Genomic DNA, 19,651 nt, shown 5'->3' with positions numbered 1-19,651 from the left:
CGCCCCGGACCGTCGGTCCGGGGCGGTTCTCGTCGTGCGTGGGGCCCGCTCAGCCTTCGGTGGGCGCCGCGAGCTCGGCGCGCACCGAGATCGCGGTGGCCTCGGGGTCGCTGCGGAAGACCAGCTCGCCGGTGATGCGTCCGGTGCGGCGCAGGTCGTCGGCGGCGCGCTCGGCGGCCACCACGAGGGCCTCGGGGCCCACGACCTCGACGCGGGAGAGCTCGGCGCGCATCGAGACCTTGGCCTGCGACTTGGCGCCGCGCACGCCGATCAGGGCCTGGGCCACGGCGTCCAGCGTCGACGGGTCGGCCGCGGCCGGTGCGCCGAGGTCGAGGGCGGTGGGCCACGGCGCGTGGTGGATCGAGCCGTCGGCGTCACCGCGGGGGTGCCACCACGACCAGACCTCCTCGGTGACGTAGGGCAGGAAGGGCGCGAGCAGGCGCAGCTGCACCTCGAGCGCGAGGGCGAGCGCGGCCTTGGCCGAGGCCGCGCCGGCGCCGCCGGACTCGTCGTAGGCGCGCTCCTTGACCAGCTCGAGGTAGTCGTCGCAGAACTCCCAGAAGAACTTCTCGACCGTCTCCAGCGCCGTGGTGTAGTCGTAGGCCTCGAAGGCCTCGGTGGCGCGCTCGACGACGATCGCGAGGCGACCGAGCAGCGCGCAGTCGACGGGCTCGGAGACCTCGAAGGCGTTGAGGGTCGTGGCGCCGACGCCGCCGAGGACGAACTTCGAGGCGTTGAGCACCTTCATGGCCAGGCGGCGCCCGACCTTCATCTGGCTCTCGTCGAAGGGCGAGTCGAGGCCGGGGCGGGCCATGGCGGCGCGCCAGCGCACGGCGTCGGCGCCGAACTTCGTGAGGATCTCGTCGGGCACGACGACGTTGCCCTTGGACTTCGACATCTTCTTGCGGTCGGGATCCATGATGAAGCCGGAGATCATCGCGTGGGTCCACGGCGCGGCGTGGTGCTCGAAGTGGCTGCGCACGACGCGCGAGAAGAGCCAGGTGCGGATGATGTCGTGGGCCTGGGTGGCCAGGTCCATCGGGAAGACGCGCTGCCACAGGTCGTCGTCGGACTCCCAGCCGCCCGCGATCTGCGGGGTGAGCGAGGAGGTGGCCCAGGTGTCCATGACGTCGGGGTCGCCGATGAAGCCGCCGGCCTGGCCGCGCTGGGCCTCGTCGTAGCCGCGGGGGGCGTCGGTGGAGGGGTCGACGGGCAGCTCGGCCTCGGTGGGCAGCAGCGGGTGGGCGTAGTCGGGCTCGCCGGAGTCGTCGAGGGGGTACCACACCGGGAAGGGGATGCCGAAGAACCGCTGGCGCGAGATCAGCCAGTCGCCGTTGAGGCCGCCGACCCAGTTGTCGTAGCGGTGCTTCATGTGGGTCGGGACCCAGGTGATCTCGCCGCCGCGGGCGATCATCTCCTCGCGGATGCCGGCGTCACGTCCGCCGTTGCGCACGTACCACTGGCGCGTGGCGACGATCTCCAGCGGCTTGTCGCCCTTCTCGTAGAAGTTCGTCATGCGCTGGGTGGGCTGGGGCTCGCCGTCGAGGTCGCCGGACTCGCGCAGCTTGGCCACGACGGCCTCGCGGGCGCTGAAGGCGGTCTTGCCGGCCAGGTCGGCGTACGCCGCGGCGGCGGGCTCGCTCGCCAGCCACTCGGGGGTCTCGCGCAGGAAGCGTCCGTCGCGACCGACCACGGTGCGCACCGGCAGGTCGAGCTCGCGCCACCAGGTGACGTCGGTGAGGTCGCCGAAGGTGCAGCACATCGCGATGCCGGCTCCCTTGTCCATCTCCGCGGCGGGGTGGGCCAGCACCGGCACCTCGACCCCGAAGACGGGGCTGGTGACGTGGGTGCCGAAGAGCGGCTGGTAGCGCTCGTCGTCGGGGTGGGCGATGAGGGCGACGACGCTGGGGATCAGCTCGGGCCGGGTGGTCTCGATGTGGACCGCCTCGCCGGGCGAGCCGTCGGCGGCCACGGTGCGGAAGGCGACGCGGTGGTAGGCGCCGGCGTACTCGCGGGCCTCGAGCTCGGCCTGGGCGACAGCCGTCTGGAAGGTGACGTCCCAGAGGGTGGGGGCCTCCTGCAGGTAGGCCTCGCCGCGGGCGTAGTTGCGCAGGAACGCGCGCTGGCTGACGGTCTGGGCCTTCGGACCGATGGTCGTGTAGTGCTGCTTCCAGTCCACCGACAGCCCGAGGGTGCGCCAGAGGGTCTCGAAGACCTTCTCGTCCTCCTCGACCAGCCGCTCGCACAGCGCGATGAAGTTGGGCCGGCTGATCGGCACCTGCTTCTTGGCGTCGGGCTTGGCCGGCGGCTCGAAGTCGGGGTCGAAGGGCAGCGAGGGGTCGCAGCGCACGCCGTAGTAGTTCTGCACCCGGCGCTCGGTGGGCAGGCCGTTGTCGTCCCAGCCCATGGGGTAGAAGACCGACTTGCCGCGCATGCGCTGGAAGCGGGCGACCAGGTCGGTGTGGGTGTAGGAGAAGACGTGGCCGACGTGCAGGCTGCCGCTCACCGTCGGGGGCGGGGTGTCGATGGAGAAGACGTTCTCGCGCGGCTGGGTGCGGTCGAAGGCGTAGGTGTCGTCGGCCTTCCACCGCTGGCTCCAGGAGGCCTCGAGACCCTCCAGGGCAGGCTTGTCCGGTACGACGACGGCGCGGGTCGCGCTCGTCGTGTCGGGGGCCTGGGGCGACTGGGTCTCGGTCATGGGCCCAGATTACGGGTGCCGGTCGTCACCCTGAAATCGGTTCCCGAAACCATTAGCGCTGGTCAGCGGCACCGTCCTAGCCTGCCGGGCATGTCCGACGCGAGCGTCCGCACGACGGTGGAGCTGCTCACCGACCCCGCCGCCTTCCTCGCCGCGGCCGAGCCGGTGCTCGCCGCCGACCCGGTGGTGGCGACCGTGGTGGCCTCCGTGACCCGCCGGGCCGTCGAGGCGGCCGAGCGCGGCGAGCCCTGGACCGGGACCGGCCGGCCGTGCTGGTGGGCGCTCGTGCGCGAGGACGGTGCGGTGGTCTCCGCCGCGATGCGCACCGCGCCGCTCGCGCCCTGGCCGCTCTTCGTGCTGCCCATGAGCGAGGTCGCCGCGCGGGCCCTCGCCGGCCTGCTGCTCGAGGGGGGCGAGGAGGTGCGCGCGGCCAACGGTGCGCTGCCGGCGACCCGGGTGCTGTGCGAGGTGCTGGCGGCCGGGGGCGGGGGAGAGGTGCGGGTGCACGAGCAGACCCGGCTCTTCGAGCTGCGCGACCTCGTGGCGCCCCGGTCTCCCGAGGGCCGGCTGCGGGCCGCGACGTCGCGGGACCTCGACCTGCTGGCGGGCTGGTTCGCGGCGTTCCACGTCGACGCGGCGGCGCAGGCGGGCCGCACGCCCGAGCACGACACCGTGGACGTGGTCGACCGCGCCGAGGTGGCCCGCCGCACGGAGGCGGGTCTGCTGTGGGTCTGGGAGGACGCCGAGGGGCGCGTCGTCCACCTCACCGGCCACAACGCCCCGGCGCACGGGGTGCTGCGCATCGGCCCGGTCTACACCCCGGCCCCCCACCGCGGCCACGGGTACGCCGCCGCCGCGGTGGCCGCCGTGGCGGCGCGGGCGCTGGACCACGGGCACCGGCCCTGCCTCTTCACCGACCGGGCCAACCCGGTCTCGAACCACGTCTACACCGCCCTGGGGTTCGAGCCGGTCGTCGACATGGCCAACCTGCTGGTGGAGCCCGACGCGGGCCCGACCCGGGGCCCGACCCGGGGCCCGACCCCGGGCCCTGCGGCGGGCGGCGATCCCACCGGGGCCACCTCCTAGACTGGGAGGGCGATGACCCAGACCCCTGCGACACCCGACGTCCCCCGCCTCGCCGAGACCTTCTCCGAGGTGGAGGACGCCCTGCTCTCGCGCTGGCCCGAGACCCGCCTCGAGCCCTCGCTCGACCGGATCGCCGCCTTCACCGAGCTGCTCGGCGAGCCGCAGCGCTCCTACCCCGTCGTGCACCTGACCGGCACCAACGGCAAGACCAGCACGTCGCGGATGATCGACACCCTGCTGCGCAAGCTCGACCTGCGCACCGGCCGCTTCACCAGCCCCCACGTGGAGCGGATGAACGAGCGCATCAGCATCGACGGCGAGCCGCTCGACGACGAGGCCTTCGTGCGCGCCTTCAACGACGTGGCGCCCTACACCCACCTCGTCGACGAGGACCAGCTGCACCCGCTGTCGTTCTTCGAGACCGTGGTGGGCATGGCCTTCGCGGCCTTCGCCGACGCCCCGGTCGAGGTCGCGGTGCTCGAGGTCGGCATGGGCGGGGCCTGGGACGCGACCAACGTCGCCGACGCGGCGGTGGCCGTGGTGCTGCCCGTCGCCGTCGACCACGCCAAGTACCTCGGCGACCGGCCCGACACCATCGCCGCCGAGAAGGCCGGCATCATCAAGGCCGGCTCGCGCGTGGTGCTGGCCCAGCAGACGCCGGAGGCCGCGGCGGTGCTGCTCGCGCGCGCCGCCGAGGTCGGTGCCGAGGTCGTGCAGGAGGGCCTCGACTTCGGCGTGGCCGCCCGCACCCCGGCCGTCGGCGGCCAGGTGCTCTCGCTGCAGGGCCTCCGGGCGCGCTACGACGACGTCTTCCTCCCGCTCCACGGCGCCCACCAGGCCCAGAACGCCGCCGTGGCGCTCGCGGCGGTCGAGTCCTTCGTCGGCGGCGAGCAGCCCCTCGACGCCGACCTCGTCGGCGCGGCCTTCGCCGAGGTGACCTCGCCGGCGCGTCTCGAGGTCGTGCGCCGCAGCCCCACCATCGTGCTCGACGCCGCGCACAACCCCCACGGCGCCGAGGCCCTGGCCGCCGCGCTCGACGACTCCTTCACCTTCTCCCCGCTCATCGGGGTCGTCGGGGTCATGGGCGACAAGGACGCCGAGGGCCTGCTCTCCGCGCTCGAGCCGCACCTCTCGCACGTCGTGTGCACCCAGAGCTCCACCGACCGGGCCCTGCCCGCCGAGGACCTCGCCGAGATCGCGCGCGGCATCTTCGACGACGACCAGGTCACCGTCGTGCCCCGCCTGGCCGAGGCCCTCGACGCCGCCGCCGCGCTCGCCGAGGCCGGGGAGGCCTTCGGCGACCCGCTCGGCTCCGGCGCGGTGCTGGTGACCGGGTCGGTCGTCACCGCCGGCGAGGCCCGCGGCCTGCTCGTCAGCGAGCGCGGCACGCAGGCCCAGCGGGTGGCCCGCCGCGAGATCGACCAGCAGCTCGAGCAGGAGGACGACCAGTGAAGCGCTCGCCCAAGCGCGGCATGTGCGCCGCGATCCTCAGCCTCGAGGCGATCACCCTCGGCCTCACCACCCCGGTGCTGCTGACCCTGACCGACGTCTCCACCGGCGTCGGCCTGGCCATCGGCCTGGGGCTAGCCGTCGCCTGCGTCCTGCTGGCCGGGATGCTGCGCGCGGAGTGGGCCTACACCGCCGGCTGGGTGGTGCAGGCGGCCGCGGTGCTGCTCGGCTTCGTGGTGCCGATCATGTTCTTCCTCGGCGCGGTCTTCGCGCTGCTGTGGGGCACCGCCGTCCTTCTCGGGGTCAAGATCGAGCGCGAGCGCGCCGCGGCCTACGCCGCCCTGGAGCGCGACGGCGGACCCGAGCCGGTCTAGCCCTCCCGGGCGTCACCCCCGGGCCGCACCCGCCAGCGCGGCCAGGGCCCGGTCGAGCTCGGCGTCGGTGCAGCCGCCGAAGCCCACCACCAGCCCGGTCGCCCCCGAGCCGCGGGCGTAGTCGGCCAGCAGCGGCACGTCGAAGCCCGCGGCCCGCGCCGCGTCCTGGGCGGCCTGCGCGCGGTCGGCGTCGAGCGGCACTGTGACGTACATGCCCGCCGGGGGGCCGGCCGGCTCCCCGAGGGGCGCGAGCGCGGCCACGACGCGGGCCGCGCGCTCGGCGTACGTGCGGCGCGCGGAGCGGACGACCTGGTCGACGTAGCCGTCGCGCAGCAGCGAGAGCAGGGCCCGCTGGGCGGGCCAGGAGGCCGCGTCGTGCGTGGCGGCCCGGCGCTCGCACACGGCCGTGACCAGGTGGGCCGGCGGCACCAGCCAGCCCAGGCGCAGGCTGGGGGCGACGGTCTTGCTGGTGGTGCCGAGGTAGGCGACCCGGTCGCGGTCGAGTGCGGCCAGGGCGGGGATGGGCGCGACGTCGTAGCGGAACTCGGAGTCGTAGTCGTCCTCCACCACGACGGCGTCGGCGCGCCGCGCGGCCTCGAGCAGGCGCAGCCGGTGCGCGGCGGGCATCGGCGGACCGAGGGGGTGCTGGTGGGCGGGGGTGACGTAGGCGGCGGCGCAGCCGGCGAGGTCGTCGACGGGGGCGAGCGCGGGGAGGTCACGCACCTCGCGGCCGGTGCCGCGCACCGTCTCGACCGCGGCGCGGTAGCCGGGGTCCTCGACGCCGACCGGGCCGGGCGGGAGGACGCCCAGGAGGTGGCGGAGCCCGTCGGTGGTGCCGGCGGTGACGAGCACCTCGTCGGGGTCGAGCACCAGGCCCCGCGTGCGGGCGAGCCGCTCGGCCAGGGCCTCCCGCAGCTCCGGCAGGCCACGCGGGTCGTCGTAGCCGCGGGGCGGGAGGCTCGCCGACACCTCGCGCCACGCGCGCCGCCAGGCCGCCCGGTGGCGCGGGTCGATCCACGGGGTGCCGGCGTCGAGGCGCACCAGCGCCGGGCCGGGGGGTGCGGGAGCCGGCCGCGCGGGCGGCGGTGCGACCCGTGCGTGGAGGGCGGTGACGAAGGTGCCCGACCCGTGGCGTCCCTCCAGCCAGCCCTCGGCCACCAGCTGGGCGTAGGCCTGCTCGGCGACCGTGCGCGCCACCCCGAGGTCGGCGGCCAGGGCGCGGCTGCTGGGCAGCCGGTCGCCGGGGGAGAGGGCTCCCCGCGCGACCAGCGCCCGCACCTGGTCGCCCAGCTGCACCCCGAGCGGGTCGGCGGCGCGGCGGTCGAGGTGCACGGGCAGTGTCGTCGTCACGAGTGGCCTGCCGATCTGGTCGAGGAGTGGCACGTGTGCGAGGGCCATTCAACGGCGAGGCTGGACGTCGTGTCCACGCCTGCCCCTGCCGCCCCGCGCTCGCCCACCCCGCTCTCGCCCACGCCGCGCACCACCGTGACCCGCGGTCGCAGTCGCGCGGTCGAGGACCGCGCCGCCATGCACGCGCTGCTCCAGGACGCCCTCGTCGCCCACCTCGGCGTCGACGTGGGCGACCACCCGCTGGTGCTGCCGGTCGCCTTCGCCGTCGACCTCGACGGGCCCGACCACGACGGCACCCTCTACGTGCACGGCTCGGTCGCGGCCCGCTGGCTCACCCGCTCCGAGGGGGCGACGGTCTGCGTCACGGTCACCGAGGTCGACGGCCTCGTCACCGCCCGCTCGGCCTTCCACCACTCCATGAACTACCGCTCCGTGGTCGTGGTCGGCCCCGCCCGGATCGTCACCGACCCCGCCGAGAAGGCGCGTGCCCTGGACCTCACCGTGGACCACATGGTGCCCGGTCGCGCGGCCACGCTGCGGCCCAGCACCCGCAAGGAGGTCGCCGCCACCGCGGTGCTCGCCGTGCCGCTGCACGAGGCCTCGATGAAGGTGCGCGCCGAGGGGCCCGTCGACGACGAGGCCGACGTCGAGGCCGGCACGTGGGGCGGGCACGTGCCCGTCGTACGCCGGTTGGGGGAGGCCGTCAGCGACCCGCTCACCGACGCCCCGGTGCCCGCCGACGTGCTCCGGCGGGTCGCGGCGGGCCGGGCCTCGCTAGGGTGCGGAACATGACCCAGCGCACCCTCGTCCTGCTCAAGCCCGACACCGTCAAGCGCGGACTGGTCGGGGAGGTCCTCTCCCGCTTCGAGGCCAAGGGCCTGCGCATCGTGGCCATGGAGCACCGCCTCATCGACGCCGCGAAGGCCGACGAGCACTACGCCGAGCACGTCGAGCGCGACTTCTACCCGCCGCTGCGCACCTTCGTCACCAGCGGCCCGCTCGTCGCGCTCGTGCTCGAGGGCGACGAGGCCATCGAGGTCGTGCGCGCCCTCAACGGCGCCACCGACGGCCGCAAGGCCGCCCCCGGCACCATCCGCGGCGACCTGTCGCTGTCGAACCGCGAGAACCTCGTGCACGGCTCCGACTCCCCGGAGTCCGCCGAGCGCGAGATCGCGATCTGGTTCCCCGGCCTCTGAGCCCACCGGGGTCGCCACCCCACGAGTCACACACGCACCACGCGCCTCGGCGTGCCTGCGCCGAACCGGGCGGGGTCGTCCTTACCCTCGGGTGAGGGTCGACCCGTCCGTCGTGCCCTCCTTCCCCTGCACGGCACGAGCGCACTGCGAGGCACGAGTCATGGCGAACAGCTTCTTCGGCCGGGACATGGCCGTGGATCTCGGCACCGCCAACACGCTGGTCTACGCCCGCGGCAGGGGCGTCCTGCTCGACGAGCCCAGCGTGGTGGCCCTCAACGCCTCGACCGGCGAGATCCTCGCGGTCGGCCACGAGGCCAAGCGGATGATCGGGCGCACGCCCGACAACATCACCGCCATCCGCCCCCTCAAGGACGGCGTCATCGCCGACTTCGAGGCCACCGAGCAGATGCTGCGCTACTTCATCCAGCAGGTGCACCGGCGCCGGTCGTGGGCCAAGCCCCGCATGGTCATCTGCGTGCCCAGCGGCATCACCGCGGTCGAGCAGCGCGCGGTGAAGGAGGCCGGCTACCAGGCCGGCGCCCGCCGGGTCTACATCGTCGAGGAGCCCATGGCCGCCGCCATCGGCGCGGGCCTGCCGGTGCACCAGGCCACCGGCAACATGGTGGTCGACGTCGGCGGCGGCACGACCGAGGTCGCCGTGATCTCGCTGGGCGGCATCGTGACCAGCCTGTCGATCCGCACCGCGGGCGACGACCTCGACGCCGCGATCGTGGCGTGGATGAAGAAGGAGTATTCGCTCATGCTCGGCGAGCGCACCGCCGAGGAGGTCAAGATGACCCTCGGCTCGGCGTTCCCGCTGCCCGACGAGCCCGAGGCCGAGATCCGGGGCCGCGACATGGTCTCCGGCCTGCCGCGCACCGTCGTGGTCTCCAGCGCCGAGGTGCGCCTGGCCCTGGAGGAGCCGCTGCACGCGATCGTCGACGCGGTGCGCGCCACCCTCGACCAGACCCCGCCCGAGCTGGCCGGCGACATCATGGACCGCGGCATCGTCCTCACCGGCGGCGGCGCGCTGCTGCGCGGCCTCGACGAGCGGCTGCGCCACGAGACCGGCATGCCGGTCCACGTCGCGGAGGACCCGCTCACCTCGGTGGCCCTCGGCGCCGGCAAGTGCGTCGAGGAGTTCGAGGCCCTCCAGCAGGTGCTCGTGAGCGACCCGAGGCGCTACTGATGAGCCTGCTCGAGCGCGTGCGCACCCCCGACGGCTCCGGCCAGCCCGGCGCGTCCGGCCTGCCCGGCCGCTCCGGGTCGACCGTCCGCTCCCGCTCCGAGCGCGAGCGTCGCTGGAGCGCGGGCCGTGGGCCGCAGCGTCGTCCCTCCCGCGCCCTGCTGCTGGCGCTGGTGCTGGCCAGCACCAGCCTGATGGTGCTCGACCGCACCGGCGGCGAGGACTCCCCGCTGGAGCCGGCACGCCGCGTGGTGGGCGAGGCCCTCGGCCCCGTGGAGACCGGCGCCACCGCGGTGGTCCGCCCCTTCGCGAGCATCCCGGAGTGGTTCCGCACGCAGGGATCGCTGCGCGACGACCTCGACGCCCTCGAGGCCGAGAACTCGCTGCTGCGCGGCGAGCTGGCGACGGCCGGCCTCGACGCCAACCGCCTGGCGGAGTACGACGGGCTCACCCGCACCGCCGAGGACCTGGGCCACACGCTCGTCCCGGCGCGCGTGGTCGGCGTCGGGCCCGCCCAGTCCTTCTCCAGCACCGTCACCCTCGACGCCGGCTCCCAGGCCGGGCTCGCCCCCGACATGACGGTGGTCAACAACGACGGGCTCGTGGGCCGCGTCCTGCGGGTCACCAGCACCACCGCCACGGTCGTGCTGGTCATCGACTCCGAGTCGACCGTCGGCGCCCGCGCGGGGGAGAGCATGGAGGTCGGCTTCCTGCGCGGACGCGGCTCCTTCGGCGACGGCGGTCGGCTCGACCTCGAGCTGGTCGACGACCAGTCGGTGCCGGCGCGCGACGACAACGTCGTCACGTGGGGCAGCGACGCGGGCGCGCCGTACCTCTCCGGCATCCCGGTCGGCCGTGTCACCCAGGTCTACAGCTCGCTGCGCGACACCTCGCAGCGCGCCGTCGTCGAGCCCTTCGTCGACTTCAGCTCCCTCGACCTGGTGGGCGTCATCGTGCCCGCCGGCACCGACAGCGACCGCGCCGTCATCGACGCCGAGGGGGAGCTGCGATGAGCGCGCTGCGCGCGGCGGTGGCCGGCCTGGCCGTGCTGGTCGCCCTCGCCCTCCAGGTCGCCCTCTTCCCGCACCTGGCCTGGCAGGGCATCGTGCCCAACCTGTGCCTGCTGGTCGTCGTGGCCGCGGCGCTGACGCGGGGTCCGCAGTTCGCGATGGTGCTCGGCTTCGCCGCCGGCCTGCTGCTCGACCTGGCCCCGCCGGCCGACCACGTCGCCGGCCGCTGGGCCCTCGCGCTGCTCGTCGTGGGCTACGTCGCCGGGCTCGTGCGCCAGGACGTACGACCCACCGCGGTCACCGTGGTCGGCACCGTCGCCGCCTCGTCCTTCGTCGGCACGTCGGTCTTCGCGATCAGCGGCCTGCTGCTGCGCGACCCGGTGCTCGGGGTCGGCGACATGATCCAGGTCATCGGCGTCGCCCTGGTCTGGGACGTCCTGCTCACCCCCTTCGTGCTGCCGCCCCTCATGGCCGCCTTCCGCCGCCTCGAGCCCGGCCGGGCGGCCCTGCTGTGAGCGTGCGCCCCGGCCGTCCCACCGGCCTGACCGTCAACGGCGAGGAGCAGGCCGGCACACGGCGCAGCCGGCTGCGCCTCGTGGTCATCCAGGCCCTCGTCTTCTCCCTCTTCGCGACCCTCGGCGTGCGCCTCTACTACCTCCAGGTCGTCAGCGGCGAGCAGTACCGGACCCAGGCCGCCTCCCAGTCGGTGCGCGACATCGTCGTGCAGCCCCAGCGCGGCCTCATCGTCGACGACATGGGCCGACCCCTGGTGAGCAACCGCACCTCGTGGGTGGTCTCGGTCGATCGCACGCTGCTGGGCAAGCTGCGCGCGCGCGACCAGCGCACCGTGCTCGAGCGGGTCGCCGAGGTCAGCCGCACCCCGGTCCGTGACATCCGGCGCGCGCTGCTGACCTGCGGCGACCCCGGCAGCGTCGAGGGCTCGTGCTGGAACGGCTCTCCCTACCAGCCGGTGCCCGTGGCCGAGGACGTGCCCAAGCGCACCGCGCTCATGATCCTCGAGCAGCCCGAGGACTACCCCGCGGTGCTCGCCGAGCAGCAGACCGTGCGGTCCTACCCCTCGCCGTACGGCGTCAACCTGGCCCACGTGCTGGGCTACCTCAGCCCGATCACCGAGGACGAGCTCGACCAGGCCGAGGCCGACGACGACAGCTCGGTCAACGGCGCCTCCTCGGTCGGTCGCGCCGGCGTCGAGAAGCAGTACGACGCCTGGCTGCGCGGCATGCCCGGCTACAAGTCGGTGGCCGTCGACTCGATGGGCCGCGTGCTCGGCGACGACGGCGAGGTGCAGGCCCGCCCCGGCGACACCCTCGTCACCTCCATCGACGCGCGCGTGCAGGGCGTGGTGGAGCGCCAGTTGGCCCAGACCATCACGACCGCCCGCTCGACCTTCGACACCGTGACGGGCAAGAACTACGTCGCCGACTCCGGCGCCGCGGTGGTGCTCGAGGCCGACACCGGCCGCGTCGTGGCCATGGCCAGCCAGCCCACCTACGACCCCGAGGTCTGGGTCGGCGGCATCACCCAGAAGCAGCTCTCGCGGCTGTTCTCCGAGGCGGCCGGCACCCCGCTGCTGGGCCGCGCCACCCAGGGCCAGTTCGCCCCGGGCTCGACGTGGAAGCCGTTCATGACCGCGGGTGCGCTCACCCACGGCTACTCACCGAGCACGTCGCTGAACTGCTCCTCCTCCTTCCGCGTCGGCAACCGCGACTTCAAGAACTACGAGTCCGGCGCCTACGGCTTCATCTCCTTCGCCAAGGCCCTCGAGGTCTCCTGCAACACCTTCTTCTACCGCGTGGGCTACGACTACTGGCAGCGCTTCGGCTCCGACGTCAGCGACGTCGACGCCAAGGACCCGCTCGTGGCCGAGGCGCAGGCCTTCGGCTTCGGCTCCGAGACCGGCATCGACCTGCCCGGCGAGGCCTCGGGCCGCATCGCGGACCGGAAGTGGAAGCTGGCCTACTACGAGTCGATGAAGGACTACTACTGCGGCATCGCCGACAAGCCGCAGGACGCCGAGACCTCCGACTTCGTCTACACCTTCGCCGGGGAGTTCTGCGTCGAGGGCTTCGCCTACCGCGCCGGCGACGCGGTCAACTTCGCCATCGGCCAGGGCGACACCATCGTCACCCCGCTCCAGCTGGCCCGCGCCTACGGCGCGCTGGCCAACGGCGGCACCCTCTACGCCCCGCGCGTGGGCAAGGCCGTCGTCGGCCCCGACGGCAAGGTCATCCAGCGGATCCCGCCCCAGGTGCAGGGTCGTGTCGACCTGCCGGAGGAGACGCTGCGCTACGTCGACGAGGCCCTCAAGAACGTCACCCGCGTCGGCACGATGGCCTGGCGCATGGTCGGCTTCCCCCTCGACGAGGTGCCGATCCGCTCCAAGACCGGCTCCGCGGAGGTCTACGGCAAGCAGTCGACCTCGTGGGTCGCGTCCTACTCCGACGACTACGTCGTGGTGATGATGGTCAGCCAGGGCGGCACGGGCTCGGGCACCTCGGGCCCGGCGGTGCGCAAGATCTGGGAGGCGCTCTACGGCGTGGACGGTGAGTCGGTCGTGGCCGACGACGCCGCGATCCCCGGCACCACCCCGCCCGCGGGCCTGCCCACCTTCGCCGACGACGGCTCGATCCTGCCGCCGGTGCGGCCGACCACGGAGGAGTCCCGGTGAGCACCACCGTCCGCCCGCCCGTCCGACCGACTGTCCGACCGAGCATGCGTCCGGGCCTGCGCCCGGCCCCGGTGTCGGCGACCACGCGTCCCCGGCTGCGCTGGGCCGGCGTCGACTGGGTCCTGCTCGGCGCCGTGCTCGGCCTGGTCACCCTGGGCACCCTGCTGGTCTGGTCGGCCACGATCGGTCGTGACGACCTCACCGGGGGCGACCCCACGGCCTACCGCGACAAGCAGCTGGTCAACGTGTCCATCGGCCTGGTGCTGATGGCCGGGGTGGCCGTCTCCGACCACCGCTGGGTCCGCGTCGCGGCGCCGCTGGTCTACCTCGGCTCGGTCCTCGGCCTGGTGCTCGTGCTCGTCATGGGCACGACCATCAACGGCTCGCGCTCGTGGCTGATGCTCGGCGGCATGTCGGTGCAGCCCTCGGAGTTCGCCAAGCTCGCCGTGGTCATCGGCATGGGCCTCGTGCTCGCCGGCCGGGCCCGCGGCCGCTGGCGCTCGCGGGTCGGCGGGGTCGAGGTGGGGCTGATGCTCCTCATCGCCGCCGTGCCCGCCGCGCTCATCCTCCTCCAGCCCGACCTCGGCACGATGCTCGTGCTGACCGCGACCGTGTTCGGGGTGCTGGCGGTCTCCGGGGCCCCGCGCCGGTGGCTGGCCCTGCTCGCCGGCGGCGGCGTCACCGCCGCCGCGGTCGCGGTGGCGGCCGGGGTGCTCAAGGACTACCAGGTCGACCGCTTCATGGCCTTCACCAACCCCGACCTCGACCCGCGCGGCGCCGGCTACAACGTCGAGCAGGCCCGCATCGCCGTCGGCAACGGCGGCCTCGTCGGCGAGGGCCTCTTCGACGGCTCGCAGACCCGCTCGGGGTTCGTGCCCGAGCAGCACACCGACTTCGTCTTCACCGTGGCCGGCGAGGAGCTCGGCCTGCTCGGCGCCGGCCTCGTCATCGCCCTGCTGCTCGTCGTGCTGTGGCGGGCGCTGGTCATCGCCACCCGCACCGAGGACGTGTTCGGCCGCGTCGCCGCCGCCGGCATCGCCTGCTGGTTCGGCTTCCAGGCCTTCCAGAACATCGGCATGTGCCTGGGGATCATGCCCGTCACCGGCGTGCCGCTGCCCTTCGTGTCCTACGGCGGCTCCTCGATGTTCGCCGGCATGCTCGCCGTCGGCCTGCTGCAGAACATCCACCTGCGCGCCAGCGCGCCCCAGCCGCAGCGCTACACCGCCTCGCCCCGGGTGCGGGCCGTCCGCTGAGCCCGGTGCGCCCCTGGGGCGGTGCGGCTCAGGGCTGCACGGACAGGAACAGGAACGTCGCGAGCAGCACCAGGTGCACGAAGCCCTGGAGCGACTTGGCCCGGCCCTGCGCGATGGTGAGGCTCGAGACCACCACGGTGATGGCCAGCAGCACCATCTGCGTCGGCTCGAGGCCGAGCACGAGCGGGCCGTCGAGCCAGATCATCGCCACCGCGATGGTCGGGATGGTCAGCCCGATGGAGGCCATCGCCGAGCCGTAGGCGAGGTTGAGGCTGATCTGCACCCGGTCGCGCGCGGCGTTGCGCACGGCGGCGATCGACTCCGGGGCCAGCACGAGCAGGGCGATGAACACGCCGACGACGGCGTAGGGGAAGCCCAGGGCCGAGACGGTGTCCTCGATGGTGGGGGAGAGCAGCTTGGCCAGGCCGACCACCGCGACCAGGGCCCCGACCAGCAGGCCCAGGCTCAGCCACGCCTCCCGGGCCGGCGGCGGGTCGGCGTGGCCGTCCTCGTCCTCGTCGACCAGTCCGGTGACCCGGCCCTGCTCGTCGCTGGTGACCGGCACGAAGAAGTCGCGGTGGCGGATGGTCTGGGTGAAGACGAAGGCGCCGTAGAGCGCGAGCGAGGCGACCGCGGCGAAGCCCAGCTGCGAGGCGGAGTACTCCCGACCCGCGCCGGAGGTGGTGAAGCTGGGCAGCACCAGGCAGACCGCGGCGAGCGCCACCACCGTGGAGAGGGCCGAGCCCGTGCCGGAGGCGTTGAAGCTGACCAGGTGGTGCTTGACCGCCCCCACCAGCAGGGCGATCCCGGCGATGCCGTTGAGGGTGATCATGAGGGCGGCGAAGACGGTGTCACGGGCGTAGGTGCTCGTGCCCTCCCCGCCGCTGGTCATCAGCATGACGATCAGCCCGACCTCGATCACCGTCACCGCGACGGCCAGGATGAGGGAGCCGAAGGGCTCGCCGACCTTGTGGGCGACGACCTCGGCGTGGTGCACGGCGGCCACGATCGCCCCGACGAGGACGACCGCGATGAGCACCAGCACCGGCCACGCCTCGTGGCTGGCCCAGGTGGCGGCGAGCACCACCAGGGCGAGGACGGGCACCACGACCGTCCACTGGAACCGGCCGCGGACGCTCGTGTCGGTCATGGCACGAGCCTAGACGCGCGGACTCGGTCGGCTCCGCGGGGCTGACGTACCCTGAGACCTTGTCCGGAGCGCGTCCGGGGACCCCCGGACGCCACCACGACCCGCTGTGAGGTTGCTGCATGTCCCCGACCCTGGGCTCCGCCGGGAGCCGCGTGCTCGGCGAGAGCGTCTTCTCCCGTCTCGAGCCCTTCCTGCCGAGCGTGTCGAAGCCGATCCAGTACGTCGGCGGCGAGCTCAACTCCACCGTCAAGGCCTGGGACTGCGCGGCCGAGAGCACCGACGGCGGCGAGACCGTGCGCTGGGCGCTGATGTACCCCGACGCCTACGAGGTCGGCCTGCCCAACCAGGGCGTCCAGATCCTCTACGAGGTGCTCAACGAGCGTGACTGGATCGTCGCGGAGCGCACCTACGCGGTGTGGCCCGACCTGGAGGAGATCATGCGGCGCGGCGACGCGCAGGGGCCGATCCCGCAGTTCACCGTCGACGCCCACCGCCCCGTGCGCGACTTCGACGTGCTCGGGCTGAGCTTCTCCACCGAGCTGGGCTACACCAACATGCTCAACGCCCTCGACCTCGCGGGCATCCCGCTGCACGCCGCCGACCGCACCGACGGCGACACCATCGTGCTCGCCGGCGGCCACGCCGCCTTCAACCCCGAGCCGATCGCCGACTTCGTCGACGCCGCCGTGCTCGGCGACGGTGAGGAGGTCGTGCTGGCGATCTCGGAGGTCGTGCGCGACTGGAAGGCCCAGGGCCGCCCGGCCGGCGACATGGCCTCGGGCCGCGACGAGCTGCTGCGCCGGCTCGCGGTGAGCGGCAACATCTACGTGCCCCGCTTCTACGACGTCTCCTACGCCGCCGACGGCACGCTCGAGGCCGTCGTGCCGACCGTGCCCGGCGTGCCCCACCGCGTGCGCAAGCACACGCTCATGGACCTCGACGCCTGGCCCTACCCCGCCAAGCCGCTGGTGCCGCTGGCCGAGACCGTCCACGAGCGCTTCTCGGTCGAGATCTTCCGCGGCTGCACCCGCGGCTGCCGCTTCTGCCAGGCCGGCATGATCACGCGCCCGGTGCGGGAGCGCTCCATCGAGACCATCGGCGCGATGGTCGAGAACGGCATCCGCTCGACGGGCTTCGAGGAGGTCGGCCTGCTCTCGCTCTCCAGCGCCGACCACACCGAGATCGGCGAGGTCGCCAAGGGCCTGGCCGACCGCTACGAGGGCACCAACGTCTCGCTCTCGCTGCCCTCGACGCGCGTCGACGCCTTCAACATCTCCCTGGCCAACGAGTTCTCCCGCAACGGCCGGCGCTCGGGCCTGACCTTCGCCCCCGAGGGCGGCTCGGAGCGGCTGCGCAAGGTGATCAACAAGATGGTCACCGAGGAGGACCTGATCCGCACCGTCGCGGCGGCGTACTCCCACGGCTGGCGGCAGGTGAAGCTCTACTTCATGTGCGGCCTGCCCACCGAGACCGACGAGGACGTGCTCCAGATCGCCGACCTGGCCAAGCGGGTCATCGCCAAGGGCCGCGAGGTCTCCGGGCGCAACGACATCCGCTGCACGGTCTCCATCGGCGGGTTCGTGCCCAAGCCGCACACCCCCTTCCAGTGGGCCGCGCAGCTCGACCACGAGACCACCGACGACCGGCTGCGCCAGCTGCGCGAGACCGTGCGCGCCGACAAGAAGTTCGCCCGCGCGATCGGCTTCCGCTACCACGACGGCAAGCCCGGCATCGTCGAGGGACTCCTCTCCCGCGGCGACCGCCGCGTCGGCGCCGTCATCGAGCAGGTCTGGCGCGACGGAGGCCGCTTCGACGGCTGGAGCGAGCACTTCTCCTACGACCGCTGGATGCAGGCCGCCGCGCAGGCGCTGGCGGGCACCGGCGTCGACGTCGACTGGTACACCGTGCGCGAGCGCGGCTACGACGAGACCCTCCCGTGGGACCACCTCGACTCCGGCCTCGACAAGGACTGGCTCTGGGCCGACTGGGAGGACGCCATCGACCCCTCTTCCGACGTCGAGGTCGAGGACTGCCGCTGGACCCCCTGCTACGACTGCGGCGTGTGCCCCGAGATGGACACCGAGATCCAGATCGGCCCCACCGGGCGCCAGCTGCTGCCGCTCGCCGTCGTCTGACCCGGCGTCCTCGGAAGCGGGGTCAGGAGGCGGCGCCCAGGAGCGGGGCGTCGAGGGAGGACCCGTCGGTGATGTAGGCCACGCAGACCACCCGGTCGCCGTCCTGCGGCGGGACCTGCTCGGAGATCGGGATGAGGGTCATGCGGGAGATGTCGACGTTGGTGCCGTCGTAGCCCTCGGCGCTGGCCAGCTCGGCGCAGCCGGTGGGCTCGCCGTCGACGACCTCGGTGGCCACGACCTCTCCGTCGTGGGCCTCGGTGCAGTCGACCTCGCGGATGTCGGTGACGTTCTCCTCGGAGTCGTCGGTCAGCCCGTCGGCGGTGAGGCAGGTCCCGGCCTCGAGGTCGTCGAGGGTGGTCAGGCTGGTGCCCACGGTGACGAGGGCGACGATGCCGCCGATGAGCGCGAGGGTGCCGAGCAGGCCCACGACGATGGCGGTGACCGCGGCCCAGCGGCCCTTGGCGCGGCCCTCCTTGGTGCGGCCCAGCCCGACGAGGCCGAGGATCGCGCCGACGAAGGACAGGCAGCAGGTGAAGCTCAGCACCAGCGCCACGACGGAGAGGGTGTCGGTGCCCTGCGAGCCGGACGGGCCCGACGGGCCGCCGGGGTAGCTCTGGCCGTAGGGCCCGGCGGGCTGGGCCCCGGGCTGGCCGTACGGCGACCCCGCAGGCTGGCCGTACGGCGACCCCGCCGGCTGGCCGTAGGGGGTGGGCTGGCCGTACGGCGACGGCGGGCCGGCCGGGTCGCCGTCGGCGCCGCTCTGGTCGCCGGGGCCGTGGGGAGGTGTCGTCACGCGCTCACTGTAGGGCGCGGCGCGCCGGCGGGAGGGCGTCCTCGAGAAACACCGGACGGGCGACGTAGGCCCCCAGGACGGCCATGGGGAGCACGAGCGCGGTGAGCACGAGCAGCGGCACGGTCCAGCCCCCGGTGGCCTCGTTGAGCAGCCCCACGGCGAAGGGGCCGAGGGCGGCGAGCAGGTAGCCGACCGACTGGCTGAAGGCCGAGAGCGCCGCCGTGCCCTCGGGGGTCCGGGCGCGCAGCCCGATGAGCGTGAGCACGAGGGGGAAGGTGCAGGCGCCGACGCCGGCGACGACGGCCCACAGCGGTGCGGTCCACCACGGGCTCAGCACCATGCCCAGGTAGGCGACGGGGTAGGTGCCGATCACCCCCAGCAGCAGGGCGCGGGGGCGGCGGGTGGTGGCCATCAGCCGCGGCAGCCACAGCGACAGCGGGATGCCGGTGCCGGCCAGCAGGCCCACCAGCGCCCCCGCGGCGGTCGGCGACCAGCCGGCGTCGCGCCACAGCTGGGCGAACCAGCCGAAGATCGCGTAGGCCTGGAGCGCCTGGAGCCCGAAGCAGCCCGCCATCGCCCAGCCCAGTCGCGTGCGTGCGACGTCGAGGAAGGACACGCGCGAGCCGCCGCGCTCGACCGCGCGGTCGCGTCGCACCAGCGCGACCCACGGCAGCGCCGCGATCACCGCCAGCAGGGCCCACGTGCCCAGGCCCCAGCGGAAGCCGCCGCCGGCCTCGGAGATCGGCACGGTGAGGGTCAGCGCGAGGGTGAGCCCCACGGCGAGGGCTGCGGTGTAGAGCGAGGTGACCGGTCCGATGCGGTCGGGGAAGTGCAGCTTGACCAGCGACGGCAGCAGGACGTTGGCCATCGCCATGCCGCCCACCGCGAGCAGGGAGGCGGCCAGGAACACCACGTCGTCGTCGGTCAGCACCCGCGCGACCAGCCCGGCCGCCGCGGCGAGCAGGGTGAGCAGGGTGGTGCGGTGCAGTCCGACGCGCGCCGCCGTGGCCGGTGCGAGGGCACCGAGCACGGCGAAGGCCAGCACCGGCAGCGAGGTGAGCAGGCTGGCCTCGCCGGCCCCGAGGCCGAGGCCGCTCCTGACCTCGGCCAGCACCGGGCCGACGCTCACGGCGGCGGGGCGCAGGTTGAGCGCCAGCAGCAGCACGCCCACGAGGACGAGGGGCACGGTGCGAGCGACGCGGCGGGTGGCGGGGCGGGTGGCGGGGCGGGGGGAGCTCACCGGGCCCATGCTGGCACCGCACCCACGACGCACGACGGGCGG

Annotated in this window: 16 protein-coding genes; 11 read left to right on the top strand and 5 right to left on the bottom strand. The window is 74.0% G+C overall.

Features of this window, described 5'->3' with window-relative positions:
* Positions 1-49 precede the first annotated feature (49 nt).
* Positions 50-2,698: a valine--tRNA ligase gene (gene valS / locus IR170_RS04795; RefSeq protein WP_193661372.1), complete on the bottom strand. Its 2,649-nt coding sequence runs from the start codon at positions 2,696-2,698 to the stop codon at positions 50-52.
* Between the two features lie 90 nt (positions 2,699-2,788).
* Here valS and IR170_RS04790 point away from each other — a divergent pair, with 90 nt between their 5' ends.
* The 3 genes from IR170_RS04790 to IR170_RS04780 are packed head-to-tail and all read left to right on the top strand — an operon-like array spanning position 2,789 to position 5,607.
* Complete coding sequence (locus tag IR170_RS04790) at positions 2,789-3,784, top strand: GNAT family N-acetyltransferase (RefSeq protein WP_193661371.1); 996 nt, start codon at positions 2,789-2,791, stop codon at positions 3,782-3,784.
* Positions 3,785-3,796: 12 nt separating this feature from the next.
* Positions 3,797-5,236, top strand: coding sequence for a bifunctional folylpolyglutamate synthase/dihydrofolate synthase (locus IR170_RS04785; RefSeq protein ID WP_193661370.1), 1,440 nt, complete (start codon positions 3,797-3,799; stop codon positions 5,234-5,236).
* Positions 5,233-5,607, top strand: coding sequence for a DUF4233 domain-containing protein (locus tag IR170_RS04780; protein WP_228942296.1), 375 nt, complete (start codon positions 5,233-5,235; stop codon positions 5,605-5,607). The genes IR170_RS04785 and IR170_RS04780 overlap by 4 nt, the downstream gene beginning before the upstream one ends.
* Before the next feature lie 12 nt (positions 5,608-5,619).
* Here IR170_RS04780 and pdxR read toward each other — a convergent pair whose 3' ends face one another.
* Positions 5,620-7,005: a MocR-like pyridoxine biosynthesis transcription factor PdxR gene (gene pdxR, locus IR170_RS04775; RefSeq protein ID WP_193661369.1), complete on the bottom strand. Its 1,386-nt coding sequence runs from the start codon at positions 7,003-7,005 to the stop codon at positions 5,620-5,622.
* A 21-nt stretch (positions 7,006-7,026) separates the two neighbouring features.
* On the opposite strand from pdxR, the gene IR170_RS04770 reads away from it, so the two are divergent.
* From IR170_RS04770 to rodA, 7 genes are all read left to right on the top strand, one after another.
* On the top strand, positions 7,027-7,749 hold the full coding sequence (locus IR170_RS04770) for a pyridoxamine 5'-phosphate oxidase family protein (protein ID WP_319804907.1): 723 nt from the start codon (positions 7,027-7,029) through the stop codon (positions 7,747-7,749).
* Positions 7,746-8,153 carry a nucleoside-diphosphate kinase gene (gene ndk / locus IR170_RS04765; RefSeq protein WP_193661368.1) on the top strand — a complete coding sequence of 136 codons (408 nt, stop codon included), beginning with the start codon at positions 7,746-7,748 and terminating at the stop codon, positions 8,151-8,153. Before IR170_RS04770 ends, ndk begins: the two co-directional genes overlap by 4 nt.
* Before the next feature lie 160 nt (positions 8,154-8,313).
* A complete protein-coding gene (locus IR170_RS04760; protein WP_056863751.1) occupies positions 8,314-9,342 on the top strand; it encodes a rod shape-determining protein in 1,029 nt (342 codons plus the stop codon).
* A complete protein-coding gene (gene mreC, locus IR170_RS04755) occupies positions 9,342-10,352 on the top strand; it encodes a rod shape-determining protein MreC (RefSeq protein ID WP_193661367.1) in 1,011 nt (336 codons plus the stop codon). Before IR170_RS04760 ends, mreC begins: the two co-directional genes overlap by 1 nt.
* The gene (mreD, locus tag IR170_RS04750) at positions 10,349-10,864 is read left to right on the top strand and encodes a rod shape-determining protein MreD (RefSeq protein WP_056863752.1); all 516 of its coding nucleotides are present in this window, start codon (positions 10,349-10,351) and stop codon (positions 10,862-10,864) included. Before mreC ends, mreD begins: the two co-directional genes overlap by 4 nt.
* A complete protein-coding gene (gene mrdA, locus IR170_RS04745) occupies positions 10,861-13,038 on the top strand; it encodes a penicillin-binding protein 2 (RefSeq protein WP_319804906.1) in 2,178 nt (725 codons plus the stop codon). Before mreD ends, mrdA begins: the two co-directional genes overlap by 4 nt.
* Entirely contained in the window at positions 13,035-14,291 is a 1,257-nt protein-coding gene (gene rodA / locus IR170_RS04740) for a rod shape-determining protein RodA (RefSeq protein WP_251534084.1), read from the top strand. The genes mrdA and rodA overlap by 4 nt, the downstream gene beginning before the upstream one ends.
* Before the next feature lie 28 nt (positions 14,292-14,319).
* Here rodA and IR170_RS04735 read toward each other — a convergent pair whose 3' ends face one another.
* The gene (locus IR170_RS04735) at positions 14,320-15,441 is read right to left on the bottom strand and encodes a calcium:proton antiporter (protein ID WP_193661366.1); all 1,122 of its coding nucleotides are present in this window, start codon (positions 15,439-15,441) and stop codon (positions 14,320-14,322) included.
* A gap of 119 nt (positions 15,442-15,560) precedes the next feature.
* Here IR170_RS04735 and IR170_RS04730 point away from each other — a divergent pair, with 119 nt between their 5' ends.
* Positions 15,561-17,576: a TIGR03960 family B12-binding radical SAM protein gene (locus IR170_RS04730; RefSeq protein WP_227488411.1), complete on the top strand. Its 2,016-nt coding sequence runs from the start codon at positions 15,561-15,563 to the stop codon at positions 17,574-17,576.
* 22 nt (positions 17,577-17,598) lie between these two features.
* Here the strand turns inward: IR170_RS04730 and IR170_RS04725 are convergent, their stop codons facing one another.
* The gene (locus IR170_RS04725) at positions 17,599-18,369 is read right to left on the bottom strand and encodes a hypothetical protein (RefSeq protein ID WP_193661365.1); all 771 of its coding nucleotides are present in this window, start codon (positions 18,367-18,369) and stop codon (positions 17,599-17,601) included.
* A gap of 4 nt (positions 18,370-18,373) precedes the next feature.
* Positions 18,374-19,618, bottom strand: a complete 1,245-nt coding sequence (locus IR170_RS04720; protein ID WP_406603370.1) for an MFS transporter — start codon at positions 19,616-19,618, stop codon at positions 18,374-18,376.
* Positions 19,619-19,651 lie beyond the last annotated feature (33 nt).

It is taken from the genome of Nocardioides kribbensis (assembly GCF_015070375.1).
Classification (GTDB): domain Bacteria; phylum Actinomycetota; class Actinomycetes; order Propionibacteriales; family Nocardioidaceae; genus Nocardioides; species Nocardioides kribbensis.
Note: the sequence above shows the minus strand (reverse complement) of the source record. Positions and strands in the feature narration are given on the sequence as shown.